The sequence below is a fragment of the Streptomyces sp. NPDC091416 genome, assembly GCF_044756845.1.
Classification (GTDB): Bacteria; Actinomycetota; Actinomycetes; order Streptomycetales; family Streptomycetaceae; genus Streptomyces.
This window is the reverse complement of sequence record NZ_JBIVTU010000004.1, coordinates 71,752-87,927: the sequence shown is the minus strand read 5'-3', so window position 1 is coordinate 87,927 and position 16,176 is coordinate 71,752. Positions and strand designations below refer to the sequence as shown.

Sequence of the window (16,176 nt, the reverse complement as noted above, 5' to 3'; positions counted from 1 at the left end):
CTCTCCCCCTTCCTCCCCTCTGTCAGGACTCCGCGGACCGGACCCCGCTATCGCACGGTCACCGTGACCGGCTGGTGCACGGACCGGGCCGGGAGCGTGACGGTGAGGACTCCGGTGGCGGCGTCCCAGTGGTACGCGTCCTTGGCGAGCCGGACCCCGCGCGCGGTGACCGCCGTGGGGGCGTGGGTGGTGCCCAGGAGGGACAGCGTCCACCGGCGGTTCTTCACCTGGCCGTGGAAGGAACCCTTGGCCGCGCCGATCGACACGGTCCGCAGCGAGCCCTTCTCCTGATACGTCACCGACGTCGTGGCGCTCCGCTGCTTCCGCGTCGTGACGCCGTCGTCCTCGTACAGGCGGTACGAGCCCGAGGCGCCGGTGGCGATGGACAGGCTGACGTCGGTCAGGGGGTTGCGGTCGTTGTCGGTGACGTCGGCGGTGCGGGTGGGCATGATGCCACCTGCCTTGATGAAGACGGGCATCGTGTCGAGGGTGGTGGTGACGGACTGGGTGGTGCCGCCCCGGTAGGTCTTGCCGGTGAAGTAGTCGGTCCACTGCCCCGGCGGGAACCACACCGAGGTGGTGGCGGACTCACCGGGCGTGGTCACCGGAGCGACCAGGACGTCGGAGCCGTAGAAGTACTCGCTGTCGGCCGCCGCGTACGCCTCCGGCTCGTCCGGGTACTCCAGGTAGGCCGGGCGGACGATCGGCACTCCGGTGCGGTTCGCCTCCTCGGCCAGGCCGTAGGTGTACGGAACCAGCTTCTCGCGGAGGTTGAGGAAGGCGTCGGCCGACTTGCGCGCCGCCGGGCCGTACTGCCACGGGAGCCGGTCGCTGTGGTTGCTGTGCAGTCGGTCGATCGGCTGGAAGGTGCCGAACTGGACCCAGCGGGCGTACAGGTCGTCGGGGAGCTTGTGCGTTCCCTCCTCCGAACCGGCAATGCCCGTCGTGTCGTTGTGGCCGCCGATGTCGTGGGTGATGGACGCCATTCCGGTCGCCGCGGACTCGCCCGGGGTGTATCCGACCTCCAGACGGAGGGTGCCCCAGGTGGAGGCGGTGTCGCCGGTGAAGTGCACGGTGCTGCGCTTGTCCGCCCAAGGGCCGGTCGGCAGGGCCTGCTGGCCGCTGTACCCGCCGGCCTGGAGCGAGCCGTAGGCGCGGGAGAGGACGAAGCCCCGGCCGATGGCCTCGGCGGAGGTGTCGGCGTACTGCTGGTTGATCCAGGCGTCGGGGGTCACGCCCTTCAGCGAGGACTGCGAGGAGTCGCAGCACCAGTCCAGCCACCAGAAGTCGTTGCCCTGCCGGTCCATGGTCCGGTGCAGGTCCATGTAGGCCTTGAGCTGGTCCGGGTCACCGAAGTCGAAGACGTAGCAGTCGTCCCCGCAACCGCCCTTGACCAGCTTGCCCTTGGCGGTGGACTGCGCCTGGGCGAACTGGGGGTCCGAGGCCCGGATGCTCGGGTGCACGTTGAGCGTGTTGTGCAGGCCCTGGGCCTTCGACCAGTCGAAGAAGGCCTCGGGGTCGGGGAACTTGGCCGGGTCGATCTCCCAGCCGCGCCAGGTGTCACCGGCCTTGAAGTCGGTGTCGGTCACCAGCACGTCGAGAGGCACACCCTCCGCGCGGAACGCGGGAAGGATCTTGTCCTGGTAGTCGGCGGCCGTCCGGTCGATGTACTCGGAGTACCAGACGCCGTACGCCCAGGTGGGCAGGAGCGCGGGCGGTCCGGTCAGGGTGGCGAGGTCCGTGAGGCCCTGCTTGTAGTCGTGTCCGAAGCCGAAGACGTAGCCGTCCTGGTAAGGAGCGCCGCCGTGGCCGGGGCGGGGGCGCACCTTCTTCGCCCCGGTGTCGTACAGGGCCGACGGGGTGTCGTCGAGCAGGAACCAGCCGTCCCGGTTGAGCAGGCCCGGGGTGGTGACGGGGGCGGCACCCTCACCGGTCACGCCGTCCAGGCCGCGGCGGTATCCGCCGAGCGCGATGTGGGGCTGCGGCTCGGCGGCGCCGGGGGCGGCGAGGGAGAGGGTGTCGGCGTTGATGTGGCAGCTGTCCGACTCGGGGCAGCCCAGGGTGACATCGTTGTCGCCCGCCTTGAGGGTGACGGGGACCGCGGCCGTCCGCCAGTCGTCCCAGTCCTTCGTCGCGGGCAGCTGCAGAGCCGCGGGCGACCCGTCGGCCGCGGTCGTGACGGTGGCGGTGCGCGTCCGGTGCTGGCCGTCGCCGCCCTGCCCGTTGGCGTAGCGCAGCCGGAGTGTGTACGTGCCGTCGGCCGGGACTCCGACCACGTGGGCCGTCAGGCCCGACCCCTTGTTCAGTTCGGCGACGAAGCCGTTGCCCGCGTATCCCGGGTGGTCCAGCGCGCCGGTGGCCGTGCCGCTGATCCGCGCCGCCTCGGCCTCGCAACTCGTCCCGAAGAGGCAGTCCTTGATGGCGGTGTCGGAGACGGCCGGGTACCCCTGGTCGTCGGGCCGGAGCAGGGCGACGCTGTCGACGTTCACCGATCCCGAGTCCGAGGCGGTCCGGGTCAGCGCGAGCGTGTGCGGTCCCTTGCCGAGCCGCACCTCCGCCGTGGCCTTGGCCCAGGTGTCCCAGTCGGCCGTGGCCGGAAGGCTGATCTGCCGCGGCGCGCCGCCGTCCACCGAGAGCGACAGCGTGCGGGTCTGCGACTTGCCGTCCCCGCCGCGCGCGTTGGCGTACTTCAACGCGAACCGGTAGGTCCCTTCGGCACTGACATCGATGTCAGTGGACACCGAACTGCCGGTGGCCTCGAAGCCGGCGGCGAAGGCCGCCCCGGTGTGGCCCCGGTGATCGGCGGCGGTACCCAGCCCGTCGAGCCGGAGGTCCTCCGCCTCGCACAACTCGCCGAGCGCGCAGACGAGCCGCTGCCAGGGGGCGGCGGTCACGGGCGCGTCTCCCGCGGCAAGCCGGACGGAGAGGTTGCGGGCGTCGAAGGGTCCCGAGCCGACGCGGTAGCGCAGGGTCATCGCGCTCGTCGAGACGGTCAGCCAGCCGTCCTTCGTCCGTGCGGTGTAGGCGGTCGGGGTGAACCCTTCGCGGCCGATCGCGTTGAACGTCGGATCGTCGGTGAACGCACCGTCGCCCGCGTACTCGGTACGGATGAGGGTCGGCGAGAGGATCTCGAAGCGGGCGTCCCCGGAGGTGACGGTCGGGATCCGGGCGCCGTGGCCGCCACCGGCGGAGGCGGAACCCGCCCCGGTCAGGGTGGTCGAGGCGGCCACGGCGAGGGCGGCGACCGCACTCGCTCTCCGGCGCACCCCTCGTGGAACCCTGCTTCTGCTCATCGATGCGGGCATGACACGCAACTCCGTTCTCCTGCACGCCGACTGGGGGCGCGGCACTGCCGCACCCCACGGTTCCAACGTTGCAAATCACTGGTTCGGCAGGTAGGACACCACGCCCTCTCGCACGGTGTCCACAACGGTGCGGCAAAATGCGGCCGGTGCTACGGGAGCGGGGCGGGTGCCACGGCCACGCACCGGTGTCCGCACGGGGTCGCGCGCCGGCCCGTGGTCACGAGACCCGCTCGAACTGGAGCAGCAGGAGTACCGAGTCGTCGTCACTGGCGCCGCCCGTGTGATGGTCCACGTCGGCGCGCAACTCACGCAGCGCCCGGTCCGGACCCGAGTGGGAGAGCGGGCCCCCGGCCCGGTCCTGGAGGGGGTAGAACTCGCCCCGGTCGTCGCGGGCTTCGCTGAGGCCGTCGGTGTAGAAGAGAATCCGCTCCTCCGGGGCGAGGAGGACCCGCGTGGCGGCGGGGCCGGGGGCGTGCGGGGTGGCGAGGCCGGAGAGACCGAGAGGCAGCGCGTGCTCGGCGGGCCGGGCAAGTTCCAGGCGCCCGTCCGCGCGCCGTATCAGCGGAGCGGCATGGCCGTAGTTGAGAAGGTCGACCGAGCCGTCGTTGCGGGCCTCCGCGATGATGCCCGTGACGAACCGATCTCCGTCGGTCCGGGTGGCGAGTACTTCCTCGATGCGGGCCGCGATCTCGCACAGCCCCAGGGGGCCGCGTGCCACGTCGCGGAAGGTGTGCAGGACGAGCGCAGCGGTGCGGAGCGCCTCGATGCCCTTGCCCTGGACATCCGCGATCATGACGCGCACCCCGTGCTCGCAGGGCACGGCCTGGGAGAGATCGCCGCCGACCCTCGCGGACTTGGTCGCGGACAGGTACGAGTCGGCCAGCTTGAGCGGACCGACCTGCGCGGGCAGCGGAGGAACCAGGACGTCCTGCACCGCCTCCGCGACCTCGCGTACGTCGACCAGGTCCCGCTCGGCCTGCCGTCGGACCCTGCTCACATAACAGGCGGCTGCCGTGACGAAGATGATCCCGCCCAGGGCCACCAGCGTCCTGGTGTTCCCCAGGTGGTCGTCGGCGACCGAGCTGATCAGGCAGAGCGCGGCAGAGAAGGCTCCCACGCCCAGGACGGTCCGGGAGGTGCCGCGAGCGGCCGCGAGAGCGGGCCCTGCCGTGAAGAAGGGGAGCAGACCGAATCCGGGGCCCGCGAGGAGCGAGGCGGTCGCCACGACCACCATCGCGGCCACGGGGATCGCCCAGGGCCGACCGGTCGTGTTCGCCTGGGTGCGCATCTGATCATCCTTCCCTGAGCCCGGACTTCACCGAGACCTCACCGAGAGGCCGGACTGCGTCAGGGGGCTGGACTTCACCCGGGTCCGGTTCTCCGCGCGGCTGCCGAGGCGGCGGTACGCGGCCCTGCCGGTACTGCCGAGGCAGCGGTACGCGGCTTCGCCGGCGCCTTCCGCCGTCGGCGTGCAACGGCGCCGCAGTCCGGAGCGGAGCGGCTTGCCGTTTGACCTACCAGCCTAGGACGCCCACCCTCCGGCCTCATGAGGCGCCCGGCCTCGCCGGGCGGGGCCTTCGTCCCGGCCCGCCGGGACCACCGGCCCGGCCGGAAGTCCTCGGCACGGCGGGCGGCCCTCACGGGCCCTCCCCCACGACAGCCCGGCGTTGGCCACCCGGCCCTCGACAGAACCACTGGTCAGACGTTTCCCCAGGTCGCAAGGGGTGGCGTAACACCGGCGAAACATGGGGGCGAGTACGGTCTGCAGCTCCGATCAGGCGAGTACGGCCTGCAGCTCCGATCAGCTGAGGAAGGCGGGACATGGGCACGGTCACGGGCCGGGCGGCACAGGCGCGGCGGGCCGCGGACGCGCTGCGGCAGCGCATCGTCGCCGGTGAGTTCGAGAACGGCAGGCTCCCCGACGAACACACGCTGAGCCGGTCGCTCGGCGCCTCGCGCAATGTCACCCGGGAGGCGCTGAACCTGCTGAGGGACGAGAACCTCGTCGTCCGGCGGCGCGGCATCGGCACCCTCGTCACCGCGCACACGTACCGGCACGGCCTCGACCGCCTGGCGGGGCTCGCGGAGGAGCTCACCCCGTATGGCACGGTCTCCAACGACGTACGGGAGGCACATGCCGTCCCGCATCCGCCCCCGGCGATCGCCGCGCGTCTCGCCCTGCCCCCTGGTTCGGAGGCCGTGTACATCGAGCGGCTGCGCCGGCTCGACGGCAGCCCGCTGTCCCTGGACTCCACGTGGCTGGCCCCCGACATCGGACGCCCCCTCCTCGAACGCGACCTGGCGGGACGGGATTTGTTCGCGCTGATCGAGGAGGCGACCGGGGCCGCCCTGGGCAGCGCCGAGGTCACCGTGCACGCGGTCACCGCCGAGCCGGACATCGCGCGGGTACTCGACGTCACGGACGGTGCCGCGCTGTTCGCCATCGACCGGCTCACCCGCCTGCCGGACGGGCGGCCGGTCGACGTGGAGTCGCTGCGGGTACGGGCCGACCGGTTCGCGCTGCGCGCCGATCTGCCCAGGAATTGAACCGATGACGGCTCATCCGGACGCCATCCGTCTCGTCCTCCTGGCTGTCGTCGGGCTGGTCGGCGGTATCGGGATCACGGCCATCGGGCCGGGCGGCGTGCTGCCGACGATCGGCCTGTTCCTCCTCACCGGCCTGTCACCGTCCGGTGTCGCCGGGACCGCCATCGTCACGCATGTCGCCACCGGCGCCCTGGGCACGGCCGCCTACACGCACTCGGGCCAGTTGAAGGAGGCGGACACCCGCCGTTGCGCCGCCGTACTCGCCCTCGCGGCGCTGGTCGGCACTCCGCTGGGCGTGCTGTGCAACACCCTGGTCGAGGGACGCGGTTTCGGACTGCTGCTCGCCTTCGCGGTCACCGTCACCGGAGTGCTGGTGTGGGTACGCGACCGGCATGCCCCGCACGTGTCCGGCGCTCTCTCGGGCCCCGGCATTCCGCCCGTGCGCGCGGCGTTGACCGGCTTCGTCGTGTCGCTGGCGGCGGGCCTGTTCGGGCTCGGCGGCCCGATGCTCGGCGTGCCGCTCCTCGTCGTCTGCGGGCTGCCCGTGCTCGCCGCGCTGGCCGCGGCACAGGCCCAGTCGATCGTGATCGCGAGCGTGGGCACGGTGGCGTATGTGGTGCACGGCGATGTGGACTGGCCGCTTGCCGCTCTGGTGGGGGTGCCGGAGCTGGCCGGGGTGCTGATCGGCTGGCGCATCGCGCACCGGATTCCGGCCCGGCGTCTCAAGTACGCCTTGGTGGTCGGCCTGTTGGCGATGGCGCCGTATCTGGCGCTGCGCGGCTGAGCGTCGGCGCGCCGCTGTCCGGGCCCTGGCGCCGCGCGCTTGAGTCCTGGCGCGCCGCCGTCCGAGCCTGGGCAGGGCGTACCCGAGCGCGACGCGGGCCCGCGTCCGGGGTTGCCGGTCGCGTGCCCGCCCCGGCGGCGGCGTTGCTCGCGCCGACGGCCGGAGCGGGACGGGCGGACCCGGTGTCCGGCGTCCGCCCGTCCCGCTCACGCGTCAGCCGGGGAGCTTGGCGGTGACGACCTTCGTCGAGCCTCCGTCCGTCTTGTCCGTGGCGTAGAAGGCGACCTCACCGCGGTTGTTCACCCCGATGCCCTCGGTCGGCGCCCAGTGCTGGGTGTCCACCATGGCCGAGAGGTCGTACATCCGGCCCTGCGGGTCCCACACCACCGCGGTGGGGACGTCGGGCTGCAGCTCGGCGGTGCCGACGATCCAGCCCGCCTCGTTGACCGCGATGGCGTCCGCGTTGAAGCCGAAGTCGGGCAGCCGGGTCATCGTGCCGCCCTTCTTCAGGACGAACGCGTCGTGGCCGCTGGTGCCGACCACGGTTCCGGCCTCGCTGATGTCCCGCGCGAAGCTGTCGGCCATGCCGGGAAGCGTCCCGAGGTCCGTGATCGTGCCGTCCGGGGCCCACTCGACCGCCCGGCGCTGGCCGTCCTTGCGGGAGTGGCCGACGACCACGCCCGCGTTGTTCACGGCCAGCGGCTCGGTGAGGTCCCGCTGGGAGGTCAGGTGCGGCAGCTCGGTGAATCCGCCGTCCTTCGTCCAGAGGAAGCCCTCGTTGACCGTGGTCTTGCGGCCGGTGGCCGGGTCGGTGATCACACCGGATGCGTTGCCGACGACGGTGCCGGAGTCGTTGACCGCGTAGGCCCGGTCGTAGCTGTACGCCTCCCAACTGGGCAGCGGCAGTGTGGTGAGCGTGCCGTCCGGGGTCCACACACCGGCTCGGGTGCCACCCTCGGTGAGCGTCAGCTGTCCTGCGGCATAACCGGCTTCGGGGCTCGCGTTGAGCGCGTGGCCCTCGCGGGCGCCGGCGTTGTCGAGTGCGGTGACGCCGGTCGCCGCGTCCCAGCGGATCGGCTGGGAGTGACCGGCGGTCTGCTTGGATCCGACGACTCGGCCCAGGTCGTCGAGGTCGAAGGCGATGGCGGGGCCGAAGGACCCGGTGACCTCCACCTTCGGCTGGGTGACCGCACCGATCAGGACGTCGGAGCTGCCGATGACGGTGTCGTCATCGGTGACCAGGGAGAAGCGGCCCACCAGGTGACGGCCGGCCAGCGGCCGTGCGTCGGCGACGACGCGGCCCCGGATGCCCAGCGATGCACCGGCCTTGAGGTCGACGGGAGTGTCGTCCTCCACCGTCGTGGAGCCGAGCGAATCGGCGAACAGCGTGTCCTGGATGTCGAAGTCCGTGCTCCCGGAGGGCACGCTCACGCCGGCGATGTAGAGCAGGTAGTAGCCGGGGGCCGGCTTGTCGACCGCGATCGTCTCCTCGGAGCCGCCGTTGGTGGAGGAGCCGACCACCACACCGCCCTGGGAGACCAGGAACAGGTCGAGGTCCGCCTTCGGGTCGGAGGCGTTGCCCATGGACACCTCGATGCGTGAGGCGTCGCGCGGCACGGCGATCTGCTTGCCGGTCATCTGCTGGTCGGCGAGCGTGGGGCGCTCCTGCGCCAGGGCGCCCAGGGCGCCGCCGGCCGCGTGTGCGCGGACGGGTGCGAAGGTGTTGACGGCGGTGACGTCGCGCTCCAGCGGCGCGTGCAGCGCCGCCTCGGCGACCACGGCGGACGGCGGGTCGACGGTCGCGCCCTGGACGGTCGCGGTCAGCCGGTAGGGGTTCTCCAGGAGCGGCGACGTGCGCCGGCTCTCCACCTCGAACTCCCAGACACCGGGCATCGGGTGCTCGTACACCCGGGTCGTGAGGTCGCACTCCTTCTCGTCGGAGTAGTTGGTGTAGCAGCGTCCGGCCGCCGTGTCGTCGGCCGGCATGCCCTGCGGGTCGACGGCCAGGAAGCGGGTCTGGGACCCCTTGGCGATACGGGACAGGTCGACGCGCACGGCAGCGGCACCCTTCGGCACGCTGACGAACACCGACCGGGTGCGGTTGCGCACGGCGTCGCCCGACTCCGTGACACGGTACGCGGGGCTCGCCGGGCGGTCCGCGACGACCACGGTGACCAGGATCATCCGGTCGATGCCGGGGGTGGCCGGGTCGTCGACGCGCAGCACGGCGGAGTGGGCGCCCGTGGTCCTGGCCCGTGCGCGGACCGGCACGGTCGTGGTGTCGCCCTGCCCCAGACGGACGCGCTTCGGTGCGTCGAACGTGCCGTCGTTGCCGAGCCAGGACAGTTCGGTGAGGGAGCTGCCCTCACCGGTCCGGGTGAGCCGGACGTCGTAGGTGCGGGACTTGCCCGTGACCTGACCGCCGTCCTCGGGCGCACAGCGGTTGTAGACGCCCTCGCCGCTGTCCGGGGTGGCGAGCATCCCGGCGAGAGCGCCACAGACCGGCGCCTTGACGTCATAGGCGGTGGGCTCGGTCCGCTTGCCGTGGCCCCGCCCCGTGGCAAGGGTCTTCCAGGCGGCGGGCACGGAGAGGAGGCCGGCTCCCTGGGCGTAGGCGGGTTCGTCGTCGAGGAAGCGCGCGGAACCCGTCAGCGCGGCGCGCAGGGCGGCCGGGGTGACGTCCTTGCGTCCGGTCGCGGCGGCCGCGGAGAGCAGCAGGGCGGCGTCACCGGTGGCCATCGGGGAGGCCATCGAGGTGCCGTTGAACATGGCGTAGCCGGGCGGCAGTTCATAGCCGGCCTGCGGAACGGGCGAGCCGGGCAGCCAGGTCGGTATGGAGGAGACGGCGGCACCGGGCGCGAGGAGGGTCGGCTTCATACCGCCGTCCTCACGGGGTCCACGGGCCGAGAACGGGAAGAGCGCCTGGCGTGCCGTGACCTGGGAGCCGTAGTCGGCCCACCAGGTCTCCCGGCTGACGGAGGCGCCCACGCTGACGACCTGGCCGGCCACGGACGGGTCGCCGACGGTGTTCATGCCGGGGCCGTCGTTGCCGGCGGAGACGAAGATCTGCACGCCGTACTCGTCGATGAGGCGGTTGTACAGGACCGCGCGCACGTTCTGGCCGTCGTTGAGGGCGGGCAGGCCGCCGACGGAGAGGTTGACGACGTCGACGTGCTTGTCCACGACGGCGTCGATCATGCCCTCGACCAGGGCGTAGGAGGTGCAGCCCGAGGCGAACAGGCAGACGCGTTCGGACACGATGCGCGCGCCGGGAGCGGCGCCGTTCATCTTTCCGCCGAACAGCCCGTGGCCGGCGGTGATGCCGGCGACGTGCGTCCCGTGGGCGCCGGAGACGATGCCGATGTTGACGAAGTCGGCGGTCTTGCCCGCGCCGGTGGCGCCGCGCGGGGAGAGGTCGACGTCGTCGCGGTACTCGACGGTGAAGGGCATCGACTCGGCGACGGGGGTGGCGGGGTCGTCGGTGCCGAAGTGGGCCATGGTGCCGCTGTCGGCGTACGGCCGCACGATCTCGTCGGACTCGAAGGAGTGGTCGAGGTCGGTGTCGACCCAGATGGTGTGGTCGGCCTTGCGGTAGAGGACGCCGAAGCTGTCGTTGTAGTCCCCGTCGCGGTTGACGTCGCCGCCGAGTTCACCGCCCCAGGTGTTCTTCTCCTGGAACACCTGGAACTGGAAGTCCCCGGCGGGCGCGGTCCAGCTGACGCCGCCGTTGGTGAAGGACGGGCCGGTGACCTTGGTCCGCATCTCCAGCCACGTCGGGTCGGCGTCCGTCACGGGGTCCGTGGCGGTGACCCAGTCGGCGATCTTGGGCGCGCCGGTCGTGGTGGTCCGCAGCGCCGGGTGGCTCGCGTCCACGCCGGTGTCGAGGATTCCGACGGTGACGCCGCGGCCGTCCCAGCTGGGGTGGTCCTTGACGAAGTCGACGGCCCCGGTGTCCGCGGTCGGCAGGTAGGGGTTCGCAGCCGGAGTGCTCTTGCCGGGCGCGGGCGCCGTCTTCGCCGGCGCGGGGTCCTTGCGGTCGGCCGCCGTGACGGGGGACGGATCCGGCAGCTTGAACGTCTCGCTGAGGTCCATCGCGGTGACGCTGCCGAGCGCGGCAAGCTTCTCGGCCTTCTCCGTCGGCACGGTCGCGCGTACGTAGCCGAGCCGGTCGTCCGCGGTGGCCACGTGCCCGCCGAGCGCGGCAATGTCGGCACGGAGCTGCTCGGTGCGGCCCTTCGGCGCGGCCAGCAGGACGGTGACCGTCTTCTTCTTGCCCGACTGCGCCTTCTCCAGCAGGGTGCGGTCGTGGGAGCCCAGCTTGTCGTGCCGGACGTCCTTGGGTACGTCGGCCTTCCGGGCCCCGAGCGGGTGCGGGATCTTCGCGGTCGGCGCGGGCTGCGCGGCCTGGGCGAGCGGGCCGGACAGGCTCAGCAGGGAGCCGGCCAGGGTGGCGGTGAGGGCGACGGCGGTGAGCCTTCGCCTTCGGGAGGTGGTGGGTGGTCGCACGGTCCCTCTTTCGATCGGTTGCGTCCCGAAAGATCTATGGGACGGAGCCGGGCCGAGGGCAGGGGCCAGCGGTGGCGGGTTGTCGACATGTCGTAAGGACGCCAGCGGCAAGGGCCGTTGACGGCTCCGCCCCGTCCACCGTTTCGCGGCGGACGGGGGCGGCGGTGCACAACTGCGGGCGGGCCCGCGGTCCTCAGGACTCCGGAGCCCCCGCGTCAGCTGTCGGGGCACCCGTACCGCAGTACCGGTTCAGCGGCGGTTCCTGCGCGAGTACGGCACCGATGGTGAACGCGAAGGTGAGCGCACCGCACACCACGATCAGCCAGGACAGCATGGTGAGGACGAGCCCCAGCGAGCCGTACTCGCCCAGGGCCCTGTTGAGTGCGCCCGGCATGTAGAGCCGGGCCGTGAGCCCGAGCGCGGTGGTGGCCGCGGCGCCCAGGAGCGAGCCGGGGAGCAGCGGCAGCCACCGCACCCGGTTGGCCAGCAGAAGGTGCTGGGTCCAGAGCCATACCCCCGTGCTCACGAGGAACAGGGCGGGGACGCCCAGCCACAGTCCGGCTCCGAAGCCGCCCCGCAGCGGTGCCTGGAGCAGCACGACGACCACGAGTGCGAGCAGCCACACCGCCCAGCGCCACGCCGCGATCCGGGTCCCTGCCTTGGGCAGCCCCCAGGCCCGTTCGCACACCCGGGCCATGGCGCGGCTGAAGCTCGTGGCCGACACCAGCGCGACGAGCACGCCGACGACCCCGGTGGTCTCCCGCAGCCCGTCGGAGCCGGAACCGCCCAGGACCTGCTGGAGCTCGTGGTCGGAGGGTCCGGTCAGCCCGAACATGGCCCGCAGCGACTCGCGCAACTGGTCACGGACACCGGTCGGCGCGAAGGCGGCAAGGGCGAACAGCAGGGGCACGGAGGCCAGGAACGCCTGGGCGGCGAGCCGGGTGCCGGCGTCCAGCAGGTTGCCGCTCACCAGGCGGTTCGTCAGTTCCGTGAGCACGGGGAACCGGGTCTCCGCCCCGGCACGGAACCCCTGCATCCGACTTGCCCATGACATTCCGCCTCCCGACCCGCCCCGATGGCCCATCCCCATTGGACGCAACGCAGGGCCCCCGGGCCACTCCGCCGTGTCGTACGGGGGAGCGGCCCGGGGGCCCGGAGTGCTCTGCGGCTCAGCTCCGCAGCGCGAACGCCCGGACGATGGTCTGCTGCGTCCGGTTGCCCGCCCGGTCCCAGGCCGTGACCCGCAGGGTGACGGTCTCGGCGCCCTTCGGCGCACGGTGCAGGACGGTGGTCGCCGATCCGTCACGGCTCACGTGCGGCTGGGTGGCGGCGCTCCAGGTCGCCCCGTCGTCGTACGAGGCCTCGACACGGATCCCCGTCACGGCGGCACCCCTGTAGCCGTCGGTCCGGTGCGTGGCGATGCGGATGGGCAGGGCGCGCCCGGCCGGTGCGCTGTTCGCGCCGTCGAGCGCGAGGCCGTAGTCGATGAAGATCACCGGAAGCACCGCGCAGGGGTGGCCCGCGCCGAACACCTCGGTGCAGCCGGTGGCGGTGTCACCCGCTCCGGGTGCCTTCGAGCGGAAGGTGTAGGAGCTGTCCGTGCGGGTGCCGAGGGTCTCCAGTGCGGTGGTCTTGCGGCGCACGGTCTGGTCGATGCGGTATTCGGCCTCCTGGGGGACGAAGAGCTGGGCGGCGGGGACCGCCTCGCCGTCGCGCTGGTAGGTGAACGTGGTGCTGGAGACGCCGGTGGCGTAGTGGGCGGGGTCGGAGTCCCCGTACGGAGCGAGCAGGAAGCTCGCGCCGGTGTCGGCGCGGCACAGCGGGCAGCTGATGCGGCGCGGCAGGGTGGGGTGCTGCGGTGCGCGGCCCCAGTCCTGGTCGAGGGTGCGGCCCGCCCGGTACGTCTTCGGGTACTCGTCCAGCGCGGCGTCGGACAGGTCGGAGGTGCGGACCGTCTGCGCGTACGTGCTGTCGGCGGCGTACACGTAGTCGGTGCGGGACCCGGGGGCCAGATGCCTGGCGCCGATGCGGAAAGCCGACCGCTCCCAGGCGTGCCAGACGGTGAGCACGTCGTCCGCGATGCGGGAGTCGCCGTCGGCGTGGAAGGTGTTGTCGATCCGGGCGAACTGGCCGGGGCGCGCGGTCGCGGTGGTGTGTGCGGGGATGGCGCCGGTGGCGTGGAACGGCAGGCTGTACGTGAACCGGCTGTCGGGGCGGGCGGCGAAGGTGACCGTCACCGGGCCCTTCGCCAGGGCCTTCAGGAGCGGGGCGCCCTGTGCGGAGGTGACAGCGGCTGCCGGGAGGACGCTGCTGCCGTTGTCCTGGATGAGGCCCGCTTGCCCGTCGGGCAGGACGAGGAGGACGGCCGCGGCGCCGTGCTTGACGGCCGTGGCGATGATGGGGACGAGCCAGCCGTTGGCATGGACGACGGCGAGCTTGCCGGTGACGTTCAGGCCTTCGTAGCCGGCCTCGGCTCCGGTGCCGGCGTCGACCGCCGTGAGCTTCTGCGTACCGGCGAACCGTCGGCCCAGCTCCGGGGTGAGCAGGTCGATCCGGGTGGTCCGGCCCGCGCCGGTCCAGGTGGCGCGGACGAGCGGGTCGCGCAGCCGGTGCTCCGCGGTGAACTCGAAGGTTCCCTTCTCGGCCTTGGTGTGCGACGGGATGGCGCCGTACACGGTGGTGCTGTCGGCCAGTCCCTTCGCCACGCCGATCGCCGCACTGGCCCCGTCGTCGAGGGTACGGCGGGCGGCGGTGCTGATGGCGGCGCGCTCCAGGGGGCGGTCCTCGCCATCGATGCGCGCGGTCAGCGGCTGGGCGCGGCGGGCGTCGATCGCCACGCTGCTGTCACCGTCGACGACGAACTCCGGCTCCGCGAAGTGGTCGACGGAGATGAGACGGCGGTTGCCGTCGTAGGTGGAGATGAGCGACTGGAGGGCGTAGTGGCCTTCCGGCAGTACGGTCTCCCAGGTGTTCTCGCCCATCAGTGTCACGGACTTCAGTTCGGCGTCACCGGTGGTCAGGTTGAGGATCTGGAGGTTGGTCTGACCTGCGGCCTTTCCGTCGCGGCCCGTGAGCGTGAACTTCACCGTGCGGCGCTCGGGCTGTTCGGTCCAGGCGACGGCGGTGGTGCGGGTGACTCCGTCGCCGGTGGCGGTCAGGTAGCCGTCGTAGCGGCCGGTGCCGGTGCGGGAGGGGTCGACGGTGAGCGTGACGGAGCGGCTGCCGTGGGCGGGGACGGTGACGGACGACGCGGACAGGGCGGCGGCACCGTCGGGCACGTCGGCGCCCCGGTCCAGCTTCAGGTCGAGTGCGAGGGTGACGTCGTGGTCCGCGTCGTTGGTGTAGACGACGTCCTTGCTGCGCGGCTCCTGTACCTCGCGCAGGTCGCCGAAGTCTGCGGTCCCGGTCGCGGTGAGGGCGGCTGCGGAGGCGCGGTCGACGGCGAGACGGCCGGCGCCCTGCTCGTATACGTCGTTGTCCGGGCCGGTCTTCGCCGAGGAGACGAGGGCGTCCTTCAGGCGCTGCGGCCCCCAGCCGGGGTGCTGCTGCACGAGGAGCGCGGCGGCGCCGGAGACGTGCGGCGCGGCCATGGAGGTGCCGCTGATGGCGGTGTAGTCCGTGTCGACCACCGGGCCCAGCTGGGTGCCGGCGGCCCGGGCGGAGACGATGTTGACGCCCGGAGCGGTGATCTCCGGCTTGAGTGCGCCGCCGGCCGTGGGCCCACGGCTGGAGAACTCGGCGAGCCGGTCCTGGTCGTCGGTCGCACCGACGGTCAGGGCCTTGCCGGCGATGCCGGGCGAGGAGACGGTGGTGCGGCCCGGGCCGCTGTTCCCCGCGGAGATGACGAACAGGGCGCCGGAGGAGTCGGTGAGCGCGTCGACGGCCTCGCTGATCGGGTCGCTGCTCTCCTCCGTGTCGGCGCCCAGGCTCATGGAGATGACGTCCGCGCCCTGCGCCGCGGCCCATTCCATGCCGGCGATCACGGACGACTCGTCACCGTTGCCCGTGTTGTCGAGGACCTTCCCGACGAGGAGTTTCGCCCCCGGCGCGACTCCCTTGTACCGCCCGTCGGACGCGGCGCCGCTGCCGGCGACGATGCCGGCGACGTGCGTGCCGTGGCCGCGCCCGTCCTGCACGGTCTGTCCGGGCACGAAGCTCTTGGAGTCGGCGACGCGGTCGGCCAGGTCGGGGTGGTTCAGGTCGATCCCGGTGTCCAGGACGGCGACCTTGACCCCGTCGCCCTCGTACCCGCTCTTCCACACCTCGGGCGCGCCGATCAGCGGGACGCTGACGTCGAGGGTCGCGTGCACCTTGCGGTCGGGGTGGATCACGGCCTGGGGGCCGTCGAGGACGTCGCGGTAGAAGTCGCGCAGTTCGCCCTTGTCCACGGTGACGGCCGTGGCACCGAGCGAGGGCAGTGCGGTGTGGCGCTCGACGCCGGGGGCTGCGGCGGCGCGGGCGGTCAGCGTGGAGCGGGCGGCGGCGCCGCCGGCGTAGTCGACGATCAGCGGAAGGGTGTCGCTGTCGGCGTCGTCCCGTCCGTCGGCGACCAGCCGGGTGACGTTGAACAGCTCGCGGTCCAGGCGTCCTTCGGCAAGCCCCTGTCCCGCACTGTCCGGTATGACGTAGGTGTCGCCGGAGGGCGTGGACTCGGTGTGGAAGCTCGCCTCGGTGCCGGGGGCGGGCTCGGCGGCGAAGGAGGTTCTGCCGTCGGATGCGGTGGTGACGGTGACCGTGTCACCGGTGACGAGGGTGACGGTGGCGGAGGCCGCTGTCTGGTCTCCCGTCGGTGTGGTGAGGGCGACCGGCGGCACGGTTCCGGCTGTGGCGGACGGCACGGGGCCGGTCAGGGAGAACGCGAGGGCGGCGGCGAGCACGATGGCTCTGCCGCCGGGCGGGACGGAACGGACCGGCATGGAGGCTCCTGGCTGGTGCGCGACAGTGCGCCTGCTCCCGGACGGCAGCAGGAGGTGGTCCCGGTGGCCGCGCCTCGTACGCCACGGCCACCGGTCCTGACCGCTCGTCATCGTCCGG

General features: G+C 72.5%; 7 protein-coding genes. 2 read left to right on the top strand and 5 right to left on the bottom strand.

What is annotated here, in order from left to right; genetic code table 11:
• Nucleotides 1-47: 47 nt before the first annotated feature.
• Together ACIQMX_RS14020 and ACIQMX_RS14015 are read right to left on the bottom strand one after the other, a co-directional pair.
• The gene (locus tag ACIQMX_RS14020) at nt 48-3,305 is read right to left on the bottom strand and encodes a TIM-barrel domain-containing protein (RefSeq protein WP_402477702.1); all 3,258 of its coding nucleotides are present in this window, start codon (nt 3,303-3,305) and stop codon (nt 48-50) included.
• 217 nt (nt 3,306-3,522) lie between these two features.
• The gene (locus tag ACIQMX_RS14015) at nt 3,523-4,593 is read right to left on the bottom strand and encodes a PP2C family protein-serine/threonine phosphatase (protein ID WP_402477699.1); all 1,071 of its coding nucleotides are present in this window, start codon (nt 4,591-4,593) and stop codon (nt 3,523-3,525) included.
• Nucleotides 4,594-5,126: 533 nt separating this feature from the next.
• Here ACIQMX_RS14015 and ACIQMX_RS14010 point away from each other — a divergent pair.
• Nucleotides 5,127-5,852 (top strand): GntR family transcriptional regulator, encoded by a 726-nt coding sequence (locus ACIQMX_RS14010; RefSeq protein WP_402477697.1) that lies wholly within the window; start codon nt 5,127-5,129, stop codon nt 5,850-5,852.
• A gap of 4 nt (nt 5,853-5,856) precedes the next feature.
• Nucleotides 5,857-6,636: a sulfite exporter TauE/SafE family protein gene (locus tag ACIQMX_RS14005; protein ID WP_402477695.1), complete on the top strand. Its 780-nt coding sequence runs from the start codon at nt 5,857-5,859 to the stop codon at nt 6,634-6,636.
• Between the two features lie 213 nt (nt 6,637-6,849).
• Here the strand turns inward: ACIQMX_RS14005 and ACIQMX_RS14000 are convergent, their stop codons facing one another.
• The 3 genes from ACIQMX_RS14000 to ACIQMX_RS13990 all read right to left on the bottom strand — a co-directional run bounded on the left by ACIQMX_RS14000 (nt 6,850) and on the right by ACIQMX_RS13990 (nt 16,058).
• The gene (locus tag ACIQMX_RS14000; RefSeq protein WP_402477692.1) at nt 6,850-11,142 is read right to left on the bottom strand and encodes a S8 family serine peptidase; all 4,293 of its coding nucleotides are present in this window, start codon (nt 11,140-11,142) and stop codon (nt 6,850-6,852) included.
• Nucleotides 11,143-11,335: 193 nt separating this feature from the next.
• A complete protein-coding gene (locus ACIQMX_RS13995) occupies nt 11,336-12,196 on the bottom strand; it encodes a YhjD/YihY/BrkB family envelope integrity protein (protein WP_402477689.1) in 861 nt (286 codons plus the stop codon).
• A gap of 115 nt (nt 12,197-12,311) precedes the next feature.
• Nucleotides 12,312-16,058: a S8 family serine peptidase gene (locus ACIQMX_RS13990; RefSeq protein ID WP_402477686.1), complete on the bottom strand. Its 3,747-nt coding sequence runs from the start codon at nt 16,056-16,058 to the stop codon at nt 12,312-12,314.
• Nucleotides 16,059-16,176 lie beyond the last annotated feature (118 nt).

What these genes read in the sequence shown, in the direction of transcription:
- ACIQMX_RS13990 (WP_402477686.1), bottom strand. Translation starts at nt 16,058, where the DNA reads ATGCCGGTCCGTTCCGTCCCGCCCGGCGGCAGAGCCATCGTGCTCGCC.
- ACIQMX_RS14015 (WP_402477699.1), bottom strand. Translation starts at nt 4,593, where the DNA reads ATGCGCACCCAGGCGAACACGACCGGTCGGCCCTGGGCGATCCCCGTG.
- ACIQMX_RS14010 (WP_402477697.1), top strand. Translation starts at nt 5,127, where the DNA reads ATGGGCACGGTCACGGGCCGGGCGGCACAGGCGCGGCGGGCCGCGGAC.
- ACIQMX_RS13995 (WP_402477689.1), bottom strand. Translation starts at nt 12,196, where the DNA reads ATGTCATGGGCAAGTCGGATGCAGGGGTTCCGTGCCGGGGCGGAGACC.
- ACIQMX_RS14005 (WP_402477695.1), top strand. Translation starts at nt 5,857, where the DNA reads ATGACGGCTCATCCGGACGCCATCCGTCTCGTCCTCCTGGCTGTCGTC.
- ACIQMX_RS14020 (WP_402477702.1), bottom strand. Translation starts at nt 3,305, where the DNA reads ATGCCCGCATCGATGAGCAGAAGCAGGGTTCCACGAGGGGTGCGCCGG.